Source organism: Acinetobacter sp. SM1B, assembly GCF_003289665.1.
Classification (GTDB): domain Bacteria; phylum Pseudomonadota; class Gammaproteobacteria; order Pseudomonadales; family Moraxellaceae; genus Acinetobacter; species Acinetobacter schindleri.
The window spans coordinates 1633384-1648914 of the sequence record NZ_QMBM01000001.1 but is presented as its reverse complement, the minus strand read 5'-3'; the positions used below and the strand labels follow the sequence as shown (position 1 = coordinate 1648914).

Annotated in this window: 16 protein-coding genes; 13 read left to right on the top strand and 3 right to left on the bottom strand. The window is 42.9% G+C overall.

What is annotated here, in order from left to right; genetic code table 11:
* Position 1: 1 nt before the first annotated feature.
* Both C8322_RS07950 and C8322_RS07945 read right to left on the bottom strand, forming a co-directional pair.
* The gene (locus C8322_RS07950; protein ID WP_004815172.1) at positions 2 to 1015 is read right to left on the bottom strand and encodes a sulfate ABC transporter substrate-binding protein; all 1014 of its coding nucleotides are present in this window, start codon (positions 1013 to 1015) and stop codon (positions 2 to 4) included.
* Between the two features lie 177 nt (positions 1016 to 1192).
* Entirely contained in the window at positions 1193 to 2200 is a 1008-nt protein-coding gene (locus tag C8322_RS07945; RefSeq protein ID WP_004815174.1) for a sulfate ABC transporter substrate-binding protein, read from the bottom strand.
* A 160-nt stretch (positions 2201 to 2360) separates the two neighbouring features.
* On the opposite strand from C8322_RS07945, the gene pabC reads away from it, so the two are divergent.
* From pabC to C8322_RS07925, 4 genes are all read left to right on the top strand, one after another.
* Positions 2361 to 3173, top strand: coding sequence for an aminodeoxychorismate lyase (pabC, locus tag C8322_RS07940; RefSeq protein ID WP_004815176.1), 813 nt, complete (start codon positions 2361 to 2363; stop codon positions 3171 to 3173).
* A gap of 3 nt (positions 3174 to 3176) precedes the next feature.
* On the top strand, positions 3177 to 4235 hold the full coding sequence (gene mltG, locus C8322_RS07935; protein WP_004815178.1) for an endolytic transglycosylase MltG: 1059 nt from the start codon (positions 3177 to 3179) through the stop codon (positions 4233 to 4235).
* A 2-nt stretch (positions 4236 to 4237) separates the two neighbouring features.
* The gene (gene tmk / locus C8322_RS07930) at positions 4238 to 4837 is read left to right on the top strand and encodes a dTMP kinase (RefSeq protein ID WP_004815180.1); all 600 of its coding nucleotides are present in this window, start codon (positions 4238 to 4240) and stop codon (positions 4835 to 4837) included.
* A gap of 91 nt (positions 4838 to 4928) precedes the next feature.
* A complete protein-coding gene (locus C8322_RS07925) occupies positions 4929 to 5351 on the top strand; it encodes a PaaI family thioesterase (RefSeq protein ID WP_034425022.1) in 423 nt (140 codons plus the stop codon).
* Positions 5352 to 5750: 399 nt separating this feature from the next.
* Here the strand turns inward: C8322_RS07925 and nadB are convergent, their stop codons facing one another.
* Positions 5751 to 7394 (bottom strand): L-aspartate oxidase, encoded by a 1644-nt coding sequence (gene nadB, locus C8322_RS07920; protein ID WP_167456619.1) that lies wholly within the window; start codon positions 7392 to 7394, stop codon positions 5751 to 5753.
* A 228-nt stretch (positions 7395 to 7622) separates the two neighbouring features.
* On the opposite strand from nadB, the gene C8322_RS07915 reads away from it, so the two are divergent.
* The 9 genes from C8322_RS07915 (at position 7623) to recO (ending at position 15520) form a co-directional block, all read left to right on the top strand.
* Entirely contained in the window at positions 7623 to 9008 is a 1386-nt protein-coding gene (locus C8322_RS07915; RefSeq protein ID WP_004815187.1) for a Do family serine endopeptidase, read from the top strand.
* A gap of 122 nt (positions 9009 to 9130) precedes the next feature.
* Positions 9131 to 9586: an acyl-CoA thioesterase gene (locus tag C8322_RS07910; protein WP_004815189.1), complete on the top strand. Its 456-nt coding sequence runs from the start codon at positions 9131 to 9133 to the stop codon at positions 9584 to 9586.
* A 234-nt stretch (positions 9587 to 9820) separates the two neighbouring features.
* Positions 9821 to 11638, top strand: coding sequence for a translation elongation factor 4 (gene lepA, locus C8322_RS07905; RefSeq protein ID WP_004815191.1), 1818 nt, complete (start codon positions 9821 to 9823; stop codon positions 11636 to 11638).
* Between the two features lie 20 nt (positions 11639 to 11658).
* On the top strand, positions 11659 to 12486 hold the full coding sequence (lepB, locus tag C8322_RS07900) for a signal peptidase I (protein ID WP_004815193.1): 828 nt from the start codon (positions 11659 to 11661) through the stop codon (positions 12484 to 12486).
* 27 nt (positions 12487 to 12513) lie between these two features.
* Positions 12514 to 12885, top strand: a complete 372-nt coding sequence (locus tag C8322_RS07895) for a DUF4845 domain-containing protein (protein WP_004815195.1) — start codon at positions 12514 to 12516, stop codon at positions 12883 to 12885.
* Positions 12857 to 13555, top strand: coding sequence for a ribonuclease III (rnc, locus tag C8322_RS07890; protein ID WP_004815197.1), 699 nt, complete (start codon positions 12857 to 12859; stop codon positions 13553 to 13555). The genes C8322_RS07895 and rnc overlap by 29 nt, the downstream gene beginning before the upstream one ends.
* Positions 13555 to 14583 carry a GTPase Era gene (gene era, locus C8322_RS07885; protein ID WP_004815199.1) on the top strand — a complete coding sequence of 343 codons (1029 nt, stop codon included), beginning with the start codon at positions 13555 to 13557 and terminating at the stop codon, positions 14581 to 14583. Before rnc ends, era begins: the two co-directional genes overlap by 1 nt.
* 17 nt (positions 14584 to 14600) lie before the next feature.
* Complete coding sequence (locus C8322_RS07880) at positions 14601 to 14798, top strand: NF038104 family lipoprotein (RefSeq protein ID WP_004815201.1); 198 nt, start codon at positions 14601 to 14603, stop codon at positions 14796 to 14798.
* An 11-nt stretch (positions 14799 to 14809) separates the two neighbouring features.
* Entirely contained in the window at positions 14810 to 15520 is a 711-nt protein-coding gene (gene recO / locus C8322_RS07875) for a DNA repair protein RecO (RefSeq protein WP_004815205.1), read from the top strand.
* The last annotated feature ends 11 nt before the right edge of the window (positions 15521 to 15531 follow it).

Below are 15531 nucleotides of genomic sequence, written 5' to 3'. Positions count from 1 at the left end.
CTTATTTTGCTGTATTGGCTTTCACGATTTGATCGAAAATGCCGCCATTTTCAAAGTGAGCCTTTTGCACTTTGTCCCAACCACCAAATTCCTGATCAATAGTCACCAGTTTTAGTGGCTTGAAGACCTGACTGTACTTTGCCAGTACTTTTTCATTGCGTGGGCGGTAGAAGTTACGTGCTGAAATTTCTTGACCTAGTGGTGAGTAGAGGAAGTTCAGGTAACCCTGTGCCAGGTATTTGTTGCCTTTTTTCGCTACTGTTTTTTCTACGATCGCAACTGGTGGCTCAGCCAGAATAGACAAAGAAGGTGTGATGATTTCAAACTTGCCGGGTTGTTCACGAAGTGCTAGATGCGCTTCATTTTCCCAAGCCAGTAATACGTCACCGATACCGCGTTCAGCAAATGTCGTTGTTGAACCACGTGCACCTGAATCTAGGACTTTGGTCTGCTTATAGATTTTGCGAACAAATTCTTGTGCTTTGGCATCATTACCGCCTGGGAGGTGTTTTGCATAAGCCCACGCTGCCAGATAATTCCAACGCGCCCCACCAGAGGTTTTTGGATTTGGTGTAATGATTGCGACATTAGGTTTAACCAGATCGCCCCAGTCTTTAATATTCTTTGGATTGCCTTTACGCACCAGGAATACGATGGTTGATGTATACGGTGTAGAGTTGTGAGGCAATTTTTTTTGCCAATCCGCAGGGAGTAATTTGGCTTTTTCTGCAATAACGTCGATATCAGCAGCCAGTGCTAATGTCACTACATCAGCTTCCAGACCATCAATTACGGCACGTGCCTGTTTACCAGAACCACCATGTGACTGTTTAAAGTTAATAGTTTGGCCCGTACGGCTTTTCCAGTATTTGCCAAATTCTTTGTTGACGTCTTCATAGAGTTCACGCGTCGGATCATAAGAGACATTCAGAAAATCCCGCGCTGCTGCACCAAAAGAAGTTGCTGAAACAACAGCAGCCAAAACCCCAATTTTTAATTTTGTTGTAATGCTCATGTGAACCTCAAACTCTTACACGTTTTGTAACATGAGTGAAGAATAAACTTATTCTTTATGCATAAAAAATAATTAAAAATGAATTTTATATGAAAATAAAAGATAAGTGGGTAAGTACGTATCTGAAACAAAAATAGCCTCATTAAATAAGGCCATTAACGCTGCATTTATAAGACTTTATTTTGCACTGTTTGCTTTTACGATCTGGTCAAAGATACCGCCATTGTCAAAGTGTTGCTTCTGAACCTTAGTCCAGCCTCCAAATTCTTTATCAATCGTAACCAGTTTTAGTGATTTAAATACATGACTGTATTGCTTTAACACGGCTGCATTACGAGGACGGTAGAAGTTCTTTGCTGCAACGGCTTGGCCAGCAGGTGAGTACAGATAGTTGAGGTAGGCTTTAGCCAGATTTTCATTACCATCTTTCTTGGCATTCTTTTCTACAATTGCCACAGGTGGTTCAGCCAGAATAGACAGAGAAGGCGTGATGATTTCAAACTTGCCGGGTTGTTCACGAAGTGCCAGATGTGCTTCATTTTCCCAAGCCAGCAATACATCACCAATGCCGCGTTCAGCAAATGTCGTTGTTGCACCACGTGCGCCAGAATCCAGTACTTTTGTCTGTTTATAAATCTGGCGAACAAATTCTTGTGCCTTGGCATCATTACCCCCTGGCTGGTGTTTTGCCCATGCCCAAGCTGCCAGGTAGTTCCAGCGCGCGCCACCAGAAGTCTTCGGGTTTGGCGTAATAATATCTACACCCGGTTTAACCAGGTCGCCCCAGTCCTTAATGCCTTTCGGATTGCCTTTTTTGACTAAGAAAACAATTGTTGAGGTATATGGTGTCGAGTTTTGCGGGAATTTCTTCTGCCAGTCTGTCGGTAACAGGCCACGTTTAGCAATTTCATCAATATCTGCTGCCAGAGCCAGTGTAACGACATCTGCATCCAGACCATCAATCACGGCACGTGCCTGTTTGCCTGAACCGCCATGTGATTGTTTAAAATTAATATCTTGGCCAGTAGATTTTTTCCAGTAAGCACTGAATTCTTTGTTAAAGTTGTCGTACAATTCGCGAGTTGGGTCATAGGATACATTTAAGAAATCCTTTGCAGACACACTAAATGCAGTCGCTGAAATCAGTGCTGCAAGTACCCCAATTTTTAATTTACGGACGTTCATATTTGCCTCAAGTGTTCTTGGTTTTTGTTGGATGGGGCAAGAATAGCTGGAGTTTTTTTACATAAAAAATAATTAAAAAAGAATTTTATGTGAGTAAAACAGATATGTGGATGCAGTATAGCTTTGTATGCTGTGACATCGACCTGAGAGGTGGGAAATCATGCTGTGTTTTAAAAATGCACAACAAGTCAATCAGATAGATTTGCTTGATCGCGCCTTTCATTATGGCGATGGCTGCTTTACTACAGCCCGGATTCGCAATAACCGTATTGAACTGCAGGAACGGCATTTATCACGCCTGCATATAAGCAGTCAGAAAATGCAGCTACAAGCGGACTTAAACCTGATTGATGCAACCTTAGAACAATTACGTGAATTAACTTCTAGCTTAAACGGCACCTTGAAAATTATTCTGAGTCGGGGCATTGGCCAGCGCGGCTATAGCTTGCCAGACCATCCAGCAGATGTTTGGCTGTATTACTATCCGCAAATGCTTCATGAGCATCACTTTGAGCAGATTGAAAGTGGTGTCTTAAATACTGCCCTTGGTCTGTGTATGCCGCAATTAGTTGGGTTAAAAACACTGAATCGTTTAGAGCAGGTCATGCTCAAACAGGAAGCAGATCAGCAGGGTTGGAGTGAAGCACTGGTTTGTGATGTGCAGGGTGAAATTGTTGAAGGGGTGAGCAGTAATTGTTTTTTAAGGATAAACAACACGTGGATTACTCCGGAACTTCGCTATAATGGCGTTACCGGGGTAATGCGTGCCGAGATTCTGGAACGTATGTTGCAGCAAGGCATTATTTGTGAACAGCGCAGTCTGGATTTGAATGAAATTTCTTCTATTCAGAGTCTATTCTTCTGCAATGCACTGAGCCCTATGAAAATTGTTACTCAATTTGAACAAAAAACACTGGATACAGAAGTCTGTATTGAGTTATTTCATCGTCTTCATTTACATCAGATCATTTAAAATATGTCCGCCAGCAAATCCACACGAAAAAAGAAAAATAAAGCGAAATCAGCTTTTCCACTTAAAGGTGTATTGGTCGTTGTCTTGGGTCTTGTATTGATCTTGGCCGTGATTCTCAAAAGCAGCCTGTTTAGAGATTATCCGGTTGAAGGTAAAAAACAGATGCTAGCGATCAGTGCTGGGGATACCTATTCTGGCTTTATTGACCGTCTGGCGAAAGAAGGTCATGTCAGCTTTCCGATCCTTTTGAAAGTTTATCAGCGCTTCATCATTCATGACACGATGAAAGCAGGTGTTTATGAAGTACGCGATGGCATGAGTATCCGTCAGGTGCTGGAAATGATTTCCAATTCGGAAAATGCCCAGATGAACCGTATTCTGGTAATTGAAGGTACCACTTTCAAACAGCTGATCGATACTTTAAAGAAAGATGATTTAGTCACGAAAGAAGTAGTAAATCTGCCAACTGATCAATTGTTGAAAGAGTTAAATATTCCGTTTAATCATCCTGAGGGTTTATTTGCACCGAATACCTATTTCTTTGCCAAAGGTGAAACGGATCGCAAGATTCTGACCGATCTTTATCAGCGCCAGATGAAGTCTCTAGATCAGGCTTGGGAAAAACGCGCATCAGATCTGCCATATCAGAATAAATATGAAGCGCTGATCATGGCATCGATCATTGAAAAAGAAACCAGTCTGGATAGCGAGTTACAACAGGTATCAGGTGTATTTATACGCCGTTTGAAAATCGGCATGCGTCTACAGACAGATCCAACCGTGATTTATGGTATGGGTGAGAATTACAAAGGTAATATTACCCGTCAGGATCTGCGTACTCCAACACCTTATAACACCTATACCATGGCTGGCTTACCACCAACACCGATTGCCTTGCCAAGCAAAAAAGCTATTGAAGCAGCGATGCATCCGGACAATTCACAAAATCTTTATTTTGTTGCAACGGGTAATGGTGGGCATAAATTCAGCAGCAGTCTGCAAGACCACAATAGAGCAGTGCAAGAATATCTCTCTGTTTTACGTTCAAAAAATAAGGAATGAGCATGTTTATCAGCTTTGAAGGCACTGAGGGTGTAGGGAAAACCACACTCATTCGTCGTATCTATGATGATTTTATTGCTCAAGGTAAAGAAGTCGTGCTGACCCGCGAACCGGGCGGCACACCAATGGCAGAACAGATTCGTTCGCTGTTGTTGGCCGTAAACCACGAAGAAGCGATGTGCCATGATACAGAGTTATTGCTGATGTATGCGGCACGTGCCCAGCATCTGGCACAAGTGATTTTACCCGCTTTAAATGCTGGAAAAATTATCTTATGTGATCGCTTCAGTGATGCCAGTTTTGCCTATCAATGTGCAGGACGTGGACTCAGTGAAGATAAACTGAATTTACTCAATAAGAACTTTGTGAAACGTATGCCAGATATTACGTTCTGGCTGGATGCACCGATTGAGCTGGGTATGAATCGTGCCCGTGCTCGAGGTGCTCTGGATCGGTTTGAGCAAGAGAAAGTTACTTTCTTTGAGAAAGTTCGCGCCGGATATGCCACGCTATGCCAGCGTCATCCAGAGCGGATTAAGCGTCTGGATGCGACTCAAACACCGGATCAGGTGTTTGAACAGGCGCTGTCTTATTTAAAATAATTTTATTCTAAAGACATTTTTGGCATACTTTTCTCTAGTTATTTCAAGAAAGAATCTTCTATATTGGAATAAATCAGGAAGATAAAACATGATGAAAAGTACAAGAGAAGAAATCATCCAGTTTTTACAGCAGGAATTTCCGCAGAGCCTGGAAAAGTGTCAGATCGAAGCTGTAGTGCCTCAGGGTGCAACCATACTGTATCGAGTGAGCGAGCAGGAATTACGTCCCGGCGGCACGGTGTCTGGACCCACCATGATGACCTTGGCCGATCTGGCTTTATATATTGCCATTCTCGGCGAGATTGGACTGGTTGGTCTGGCAGTGACTACGAACTTAAATATCAATTTTCTGCGTAAACCTTCAGGCGGAGTCGATCTGCGAGGGGAAAGTAAATTGATGAAAGTGGGGAAGGCGCTTATTGTGGGAGAAGTTTGGATCTATTCAGAAGGTATAGAAGAACCTGTCGCACATGTCACCGGAACTTATTCGATTCCGCCTAAATCAGTATCTTAATCACATAAAATAAAAGAAATATATTTTTTTCATAATGATAAAAATAAATAAATTCAATTAGTTGTGATTTAATTATTATTTATATAGCTGATTTGGGAGCGGTGATACAAAAGCTGGCCCTGCGCAAATAATCAGGCACAATTGACCGGAAGATTGGGAAAGTTAATGGCAACCGCAGATCATAAAATGGATAGCTATTTCAGCAGAAGCTGCATCCACTTGTGGGAAAAATTGCTAGAGAGACTTAATGAGCATTATTTACATCAGACTGCTCGCCGTAGTTGTGCTTATACTCAAGTGATGGGTTCAGATTTATCTAAAAATCTTGAAAGCTGCAATCAAGATATATAGCAAATAAAAAAACCGGATCATGAGATCCGGTTTTTTACACTTAAGTATTTAAACTTCTGCTGCATTCACTAATGGCTGTTCAACTTCAAAACTTGGTGGAATCAGTACAGTTTTGCGTAACTCAGGTAACTGTTCCGGATAGTCCAGGGTATAGTGCAGACCACGGGATTCTTTACGTTGCATAGCACAGCGCACAATCATCTCCGATACCATCACCAGATTACGCAGTTCTATCAGGTTTTTGCTGACCTGATAATCCTGATAATACTCGGTAATTTCTTTTTTCAGCATTTCAATCCGGTGCAGGGCACGTTCCAGACGCTTGGTGGTACGGACAATGCCTACATAGTTCCACATGGTCTGACGCAGCTCATCCCAGTTTTGCAGAATCACTACATCTTCATCCGGATTAGTTACCTGTGAATCATCCCAGGCTGGGACTTCAGGTATGGATTGGTTCGCTTTAAAATTTTCCTGAATATGCTTGGCTGCACTCATGCCATAAACAAAGCATTCCAGCAGTGAATTACTGGCCATACGATTCGCGCCATGCAGGCCGGTATATGAAGTCTCCCCAATAGCATATAAACCAGCAATATCAGTTTGACTATTCTCGTCAACCACCACACCGCCACAGGTATAGTGTGCTGCGGGTACGACCGGAATCATTTCCTTGGTAATATCAATTCCCAGCTCTAATAGGCGTGCATACAGCGTCGGGAAGTGCTCTTTAATAAAGTCTTCATCTTTATGGGTAATGTCCAGCCAGACATGACGAATCCCCAGGCGTTTAATTTCATAGTCAATGGCACGCGCCACGATGTCACGCGGTGCCAATTCAGCACGTTCATCAAAACGCAGCATGAAACGTTCACCATCCGGTAGACGTAAGTATGCCCCTTCACCACGCATGGCTTCAGTAATCAGGAATGAACGCGCTTGCGGGTGGTATAAACAGGTTGGATGAAACTGGTTGAACTCCATATTGGCGACACGGCAGCCGGCGCGGTAAGCCATCGCAATACCGTCACCCGTAGCAATATCTGGATTGGAGGTATAAAGATACGCCTTCATTGCACCACCACAGGCTAGGGCAGTAAATGGTGCCAGGAAAGTATGTACCTGTTCGGTGTGTTCATCCAATGCATACAGGCCGAGTGCCCGGTTTTCACCTGCATGACCAAGCTTTTTGGAGCAGATCAGATCAATCGCAATATAATTTTCAAAGATATGAATATTCTGCTTTTCTTGGGCGCGCTGTACCAAAGTAGTGGAAATCGCACGTCCTGTAGCATCTGCTGCGTGAATAATACGGCGCTGAGAATGGCCCCCTTCACGGGTCAAATGCAGTTGTTCCTGTTCGTCTAGTGTGAACTGCACGCCATGCTTGAGCAGGAAATCGACTGAAGGCTTGCCCCCTTCAACGGTCTGCTTGACTGCATCCATTTCACACAATTGTGCCCCGGCAATCATGGTGTCATCGATATGCTGTTCGAGAGAATCCATTTCATCAAGTACAGCTGCCACACCCCCCTGGGCATAAAATGTACTCGCATCCGTAAGCGTTGATTTGGCTAAAACTGCAATATTAAAATGTTCTGGTAAAGATAAGGCTAAACTTAAGCCGGCGCCGCCGCTGCCCACAATAATCACATCAAAATGATGTGTCGTGTGTAAATTAGACATGACTATTCAGCTAACTGAAAAAAAGTCCGGCTATCACAGCGCTTTTTTGTACAAAAGGCAAGCATTTATCTACCCATAAATTTATGAAAAAAAGTAATGAAAGCTGAAACTTAAGTCTTTAAAAATGGCATAATATCAGCAAGTAGAATAAGAACATTTCGTTACTTAAATTTTGTATAGTTTATGATAAAACTAATTTAAATAGGTTTATCAGTCATTTGAGTGAATAAATATATGAAAATCTTGGATGTTAAACACGGAATATTTGCAGCAACGTTAACAATGACAGCATTGCAGGCGGGGGCAGCCACTCCAGTTGATTTTTCAAATCTGGTTGCACAAGTCAGTCCGGCAGTGGTGAGTGTCAATGTTGTTAAAAAAATGTCCGAAGAAGAGCTATTACAACAACAAATTCCAGATATTTTACGCCGTTTCTTTGGTAATCAGGTCATTATTCCTCAGCCACGTGCACCTCAAGAAAAAACAGGGTATGGCAGCGCCTTCTTTATCAGTAAAGACGGCTATTTGCTGACTAATCACCATGTGATTGAAAATGCATCCAAGGTGACCATTACCTTAAATGACCGTCGTGAAATTGATGCGACAGTTGTAGGTAGCGATGAACGTACTGACGTGGCTTTACTTAAGGTCAATGGTGCAGGTTTCCCGGAGTTACGCACGGGAGATGTCGGGCGTTTACGTGTCGGTGAGCCTGTACTCGCCATCGGTTCACCATTTGGTTTTGACTATTCGGCTTCTGCCGGAATTGTCAGCGCCAAGATGCGTAATATGATGGGTGAAACTGCAGTGCCATTCATTCAGACTGATGTAGCTTTAAACCCGGGGAATTCTGGTGGGCCGCTGTTTAACCAGCACGGTGAAGTAGTCGGGGTGAATTCACGTATCTTTAGTGGAACTGGCGGTTATATGGGCTTGTCATTCTCCATTCCAATTGATGTCGCAATGGAAGTGGCAGACCAGTTGAAACGCAATGGTAAAGTTACCCGTTCTTATCTGGGCGTAAGCTTGCAAGATATTGACCGTAATCTGGCAGAATCTTATAAGCTGTCTAAGCCGGAAGGTTCATTGGTAACCCAGATTGCACCCAACTCGCCAGCGGCCAAAGCAGGCTTACAGGCTGGAGATGTCATTCTTAAATATAACGGGACTGATATTTCTCGTACCAGTGAATTGTTGAATTACTTAAACCGTTCTGCACCAAAACAGCAGATCCAGTTAGAAGTATTGCGTGATGACAAACGCCGTAATATCAATGCCACTTTAAGTGCAGCACCGGACGATACCCCAGCGAATGCCAGCAATCAGGCGCAACCAAATAAAGGGCCAGTCATCGGGGTAACTATTCGTAACCTGACACCAAATGAAATGAGTAGTTTAGATATCAAAGGTGGTGTAGTGATTCAGGATGTGCGTCCAGGTGGGGTTGCGGCACAAGCACGTATTATGCCGAATGATGTGGTGACCAATATTAATGGAAAGACTGTTCTGAACAGTAACCAGTTTGTGGAAACTGTATCTGAATTAAACAAAGGCAGCGTCGCGCGGGTAACACTCATCCGTCAAGGACAGCGCGTGATCGTCGGTATGCGAGTCTCATAAACGCATCATTGGTTGGTAAAAACCGTCTGAACTCAGGCGGTTTTTTTAATATTTGGCAATTTACCCTGCAAATAAAATCTGTAGACTCTAAGTCGCTATATGATCTAAAGGATAAGCAACGCGTGAAGGGTATTTTTGACCTGAAGTTAACAGTAAAACCAGAACATATTGATATCTTGGGGCATGTAAATAATGTGGTCTATGTGCAGTGGATGCAGGATGTTGCAACCGCGCATATTGAACAGATCGGTTTGGGTCTAGAGCAGTACCTGGAACTAAAGCATGCTATGGTCGCAGTTGAGTATCATGTGCAATATCGTAAGGCAGCATTTGAAGGTGATGAGCTGATTTTGCGTACTTGGTTAAATGATATCAATGCACTCTATTCATTCCGCCAATATGCCTTCTATCGCCCGGCAGATCAGAGTCTACTATTTACAGGGAGTACGCAATGGGCCTGTGTGGAAATTGCCACTGGTCGTCCGAAGCGGATGTCACCAACATTTACCCAAGCCTATCAACCCTTATTAGCAGATATCAATCCTTTGGATTTTAGTCAGTTGTATCTGGCAGATTAAATATCAGCAATAAAGCAGACTTAAATGTGGTTGTATGTATTTAATGACAATCGCTCTGATGTTGCTAAAACTTGGTCAGAGCGATTTCATGGCAAACAAAGTAGTGGAATGAGCGACGAAAATATAATTCTTTTTCTGTAACTGCATTCTGCTATAATCCTCGGCAATTTCTATTCGGCTTTTGTTGTGCAATCCCTTTATATTGCATGGCGCGTTTTTTTCTCAAGGTAGCCCATGGCGCAAGCTAAAAAATCTGTTGATATTAAAAACATTCGTAACTTCTCGATTATTGCGCATATTGACCACGGTAAATCGACCCTGGCGGATCGATTCATTCAAACCTGTGGTGGTTTGCAGGATCGTGAAATGCAGGCTCAGGTTCTCGATTCTATGGAACTTGAACGCGAACGTGGGATTACCATTAAAGCGGCATCGGTGACCTTGTACTACACACACCCGAATGGCCAGGAATATCAGCTAAACTTCATTGATACTCCGGGACACGTGGACTTCTCGTATGAAGTATCGCGTTCACTTGCTGCGTGTGAAGGTGCATTACTGGTTGTAGATGCAGCACAGGGTGTAGAAGCACAGTCTGTTGCAAACTGCTATACCGCAATTGAGCAAGGTCTGGAAGTATTGCCAGTTCTGAACAAGATTGACTTGCCGCAGGCTGAACCTGAACGTGTGATTCAGGAAATTGAAGACATCATTGGTATTGAAGCCACTGAAGCACCGACCTGTTCTGCAAAAACAGGCCTGGGTATTGAAGGTGTGCTGGAAACTCTGGTGAATGTGATTCCTGCGCCAACAGGTGACCGTGATGCACCGCTGCAAGCATTGATTATCGACTCATGGTTTGATAACTACCTGGGCGTTGTGTCTTTAGTTCGTGTGAAACAGGGTCGTGTGCGTAAAGGCGACAAGATGTTGATGAAATCAACTGGTCAGACGCACATCATTACTTCAGTAGGTATCTTCAATCCAAAGCATACCGAAACCGATATTCTTGAAGCGGGTGAAGTAGGTTTTGTGATTGCGGGCATTAAAGACATCTTTGGTGCGCCAGTTGGTGATACGATCACACTTGCCTCTACTCCAGATGTTGAAGTATTGCCAGGTTTCAAGAAGGTAAAACCTCAGGTTTATGCAGGTCTGTTCCCGATTGATGCCAGTGACTTTGAACCTTTCCGTGAAGCGCTGCAAAAATTACAGATTAACGACTCTGCCTTATTCTTTGAACCTGAAAGTTCAGATGCACTTGGTTTTGGTTTCCGTTGTGGCTTCTTGGGTATGCTGCATATGGAGATCGTACAGGAGCGTTTAGAACGTGAATACGATCTGGATCTGATTTCATCTGCACCGACTGTAATTTATGAAGCGGTGATGAAAAATGGCCAAACGATCTATGTCGACAGTCCATCAAAAATGCCAGACGGTTCAACAGTAGAAGACCTGCGTGAACCGATTGCAGAATGTCATATCTTAGTACCACAAGAATATCTGGGTAATGTGATGACCTTGTGTGTTGAGCGCCGTGGCGTGCAAAAAGACATGAAGTTCATGAGTAATCAGGTATCCATTACCTTTGAAATTCCGATGGCTGAAGTGGTCATGGATTTCTTCGACAAACTGAAGTCTTGCTCACGCGGTTTTGCCTCACTGGACTATAACTTTGTGCGCTTTGAAAGTTCATCATTGGTTAAAGTTGATGTCCTGATCAATGGTGACAAAGTGGATGCCTTGGCAATGATCTGTCACCGTCAGGATGCACGTCACCGTGGTATTGCCCTGGTTGAAAAAATGAAAGACCTGATTCCACGTCAAATGTTTGATGTCGCGATTCAGGCAGCCATTGGTGCACAAATTATTGCCCGTTCTACTGTAAAAGCGATGCGTAAAAACGTATTGGCAAAGTGTTATGGTGGTGACGTGTCACGTAAGAAAAAACTTCTGTCTAAACAGAAAGAAGGTAAGAAACGTATGAAGCAGGTGGGTAGCGTAGAAATCCCACAAGAAGCGTTCTTAGCCGTATTAAAAGTCGAACGCTAAAATAATAAGGATATAAGCCCATGGATTTTGATTTTAATTTAATTCTTGTTCCTGCCACGCTGTTTTTTATTGCAATATGGCTGCTTGATAAGTTTGTTCTGAAACAGCGACAGACCAAAGGCAAGGGCAATGAAAATTTTATCATTACCTGGGCTTATGACTTCTGGCCAGTGCTTACCGTTGTGCTGGTTCTGCGTTCATTCTTATATGAGCCTTTTAATATTCCATCTGATTCCATGGTGCCCACCCTGGAAACAGGTGACTTCATTCTGGTCAATAAATTCGATTATGGTGTGCGTCTGCCCATCATCAATAGCAAAATTATTGATACTGGAAGTCCAGAACGTGGTGAAGTGGCGGTATTCCGTTATCCACCACAACCTGGCATTAGCTATATCAAACGTATTGTAGGTTTGCCGGGTGATCATATTGTTTATGATCATGGTCAATTGATTATTAATGGTGAAAAAGTCACTAAAGTTCCTGTTGAATTTAGCCGTGAAAAAGACCGTTTAGATACGCCTGAATCAATTTATCACAAAGAGACTTTAGGTAAGCATACCTTTACCATGCGTGAGCTTGAAGGGGTAAATGTGGCGCGTCAGGCACCATTTATCAACTTTGTGGAAAATGGTAAATATTCAGGTGAAAATGGTTTATATTGGGAAGTAAAAGTTCCAGAAGGTCAGTACTTTGCGATGGGGGATAATCGTGATCAAAGTGCTGACAGTCGCTTCTGGGGATTTGTTCCGGAAGAAAATTTAACCGGTCGCGCATTCTATGTATGGATGCATAAAGAACCAGGTTTTAAATTACCTTCGTTTAGCCGAAACGGAACAATTGACTAATTTATTGTTTCAATTGGGAAAATAAAAATGAGACATCAACAAGGTGCATCGTATATTGCAATATTGTTTGCAATTATGGGGTTTGCTTTTCTGGCAAAAATCGCAATTGCGGTATGGGGACCGTATTTCGATGATCGCCTAGTAGATAGCCAGATTGAGGAGCTACTAAAAACAGCTCCTGCAAATATCACGCCGGAGAAATTTAATTCGGAACTGTCTAAGCGTTTAGAGATGAATAATATTCGCGATTTTGACATTAAGCAGAATGTTATTCTCGACAATGCGCAAGCGATGGTCGTAAGAAAGAATTATGAAGTTCGCAAGAATTTTCTAATGAATATCGATTTAGTGATGAAGTTTGAGAAAGAGTTTGATCAAAGCACAGTCAAAGCTAAATGATGAACGTCTTGCCAAGCGGATCGGCTATCAGTTTAAACAGGCTGATTTGCTGAAACTGGCATTGACCCATCGTTCAGTCAGTCATAAACACAACTACGAGCGCCTGGAATTTCTGGGCGATTCGCTTTTAGGGATGATCATTGCCAATTATCTCTTCACTGCTTATCCACACGAAAATGAAGGCCGTTTAACGCGTATGCGTGCGACTCTGGTTCGTCAGGAAGCATTAGGAAAAATCGCCAATGATTTAAAGCTGAGCCAGAATTTAATTCTCAGTACCGGTGAATTGAAATCTGGCGGTCATCATCGTGAGTCTATACTGGCAGATACGGTAGAAGCCATTATTGGTGCGATCTATGTCGATTGCGGTGATCTCACCGTGTTAGAGCCGATTGTGTTAAAATGGTACGAACCGTATTTAGACCATATTGAGCCGACCGATCAGCTTAAAGACCCTAAATCTCGCTTACAAGAGTATTTACAAGCACGTAAGAAACCTCTCCCAGTTTACGAGGTTGTAGATATTCAAGGTGATGCCCCAAACCAGCATTTCAAAGTGGAGTGCCGGATTGAGGACTTACCTATCCTGATCGGCGAGGGTTCAAGTCGCCGTTTTGCTGAACAAGCAGTTGCAGCAGAAATTTTAAAACTATTGGAGCATAAGTCTTAATGACTACTCATTCCGATCACATCGATGCTGATCACGAGTCGCAAAGCGACAGCAATGACTTAATTAGTCAATTTTTTAGCGAACAAGGCACTGAAATCCCTTCGGATTACCGCAGTGGTTTTGTTGCGATTGTTGGTCGTCCAAACGTGGGCAAATCAACCTTGATGAACCATATTTTGGGCCAGAAACTTTCGATTACTTCACGTAAGCCACAAACCACACGTCACAAGATTGTGGGCATTGATTCACGTGAGAAATCTCAGGCAGTATTTGTGGATACTCCAGGGATGCACAAGAAAGAAGTACGTGCCATCAATAAAATGATGAACCGCGCTGCGCATTCTGCATTGCGTGATGTAAACCTGGTTTTATTTGTTGTTGATGCAGATAAGTGGACGCCAAACGACGACCTGGTTTTGGAAAAGCTGAAAAATGCGGATATGCCGGTCATTCTAGTGATTAATAAGATTGATACACTAGAAAATAAAAACCATGCATTACCTTTGATTCAAGAACGTGCCAAGCTGATGAACTTTGCTGAAATCGTACCGGTTTCTGCGCTTCGTGGTGCTAACCTTGAGCATCTGCGTACAACGATTGCGAATTATCTGCCATTCCAGCCACCGTTATATTCACTGGATCAGCTGACTGACCGTTCAGAGCGCTTCCTGGCATCTGAAATTATCCGTGAAAAGATCATGCGTCAGTTGGGCGAAGAGCTGCCATATGACCTGACTGTTCAGATCGAATCCTTTAAAACGGAAGAGCCGACCCTGAATGAGAAAACCGGTCGCATGAAACCGGCATGTACCTATATTGATGCGACGATTTTTGTTGATCGTCCTGGCCAGAAAGCCATTGTGATTGGTGAAAAAGGTTCTAAGTTGAAAAAAATTGGCATGGATGCACGTGTCGATATGGAAAAAATGTTCGAACAGAAAATCATGCTGACACTTTGGGTGAAAGTCAAAGGTGGCTGGTCTGATGATGAACGAGCATTAAAAAGCTTAGGTTATAGCGATATTTAATTTTGCAGGAACGGATCATGATGAAATTGCTGGCAATTACTGCATGTATTTTATTCTTGCAGGGTTGTATTCATAAAGTTGTGACCGTTCCAGTGAAAGTTGCTTATAAAACTACAAAAGTCGCAGTCAAAGGTACTGTGGCTGTTGTGGGCGCCGCCATTCCGGATGGGGATGACGAAGAAGATGAGAAAAATTCAAAAAAGAATAAAGATTAAAGAAACAGCCTATGCGTAATGAAGTGCTGCATGGATACCTGATTCATCACCGAAAATATCGTGATCGCAGCCATATCGTGCATTTATTTACTCAGGAATATGGCCGTATCGATGGGATTTTAAGACAGACGCCACCCCCGCAATATCAGCCAATCAGCTTGCAAGCGTCTGGTAAATCTGAACTCAAAAATTTTACTAAACTCGAAATTGTCAATCAGCCTATTTTCTTTTTTGGGGATGCATTCTTTTCAGGATTTTATTTGAACGAGATTCTGCTGCGACTTTGCCCACTCGAAGTAGAAATGCCGCAGACTTATGCCAAATATGGCGAAACTTTAGTGGCTTTACAGCAGCTTTCTACACAAACTGATCCGAATACCTATCTCAAGCAGATCTTGCGCCAGTTTGAGCATGTTTTGCTGGAAGAACTTGGTTATGGTCTGGACTTTTCAGTTGATGCGAATCAGGCAGTTATCGCTCCTCAACAGCATTACTATTTTCAGCTCAATGATGGTTTCATGCCCTCTGCCAAAGCCTCACGTTCAACCATGTCGGGACAGCAGATTTTAACTATGTTGAGCTATGAAAACGGTAGGGATTTTAATCCAGAACAGTTACAATTATTGACGAAGCTTTATCGACAGGTGATTACCGCCTTACTTGGTGACCGACCACTGAAAAGTCGACAATTGTGGATCCAAAATTCTCAATCTCAATCGTAGTTAGGAAAATA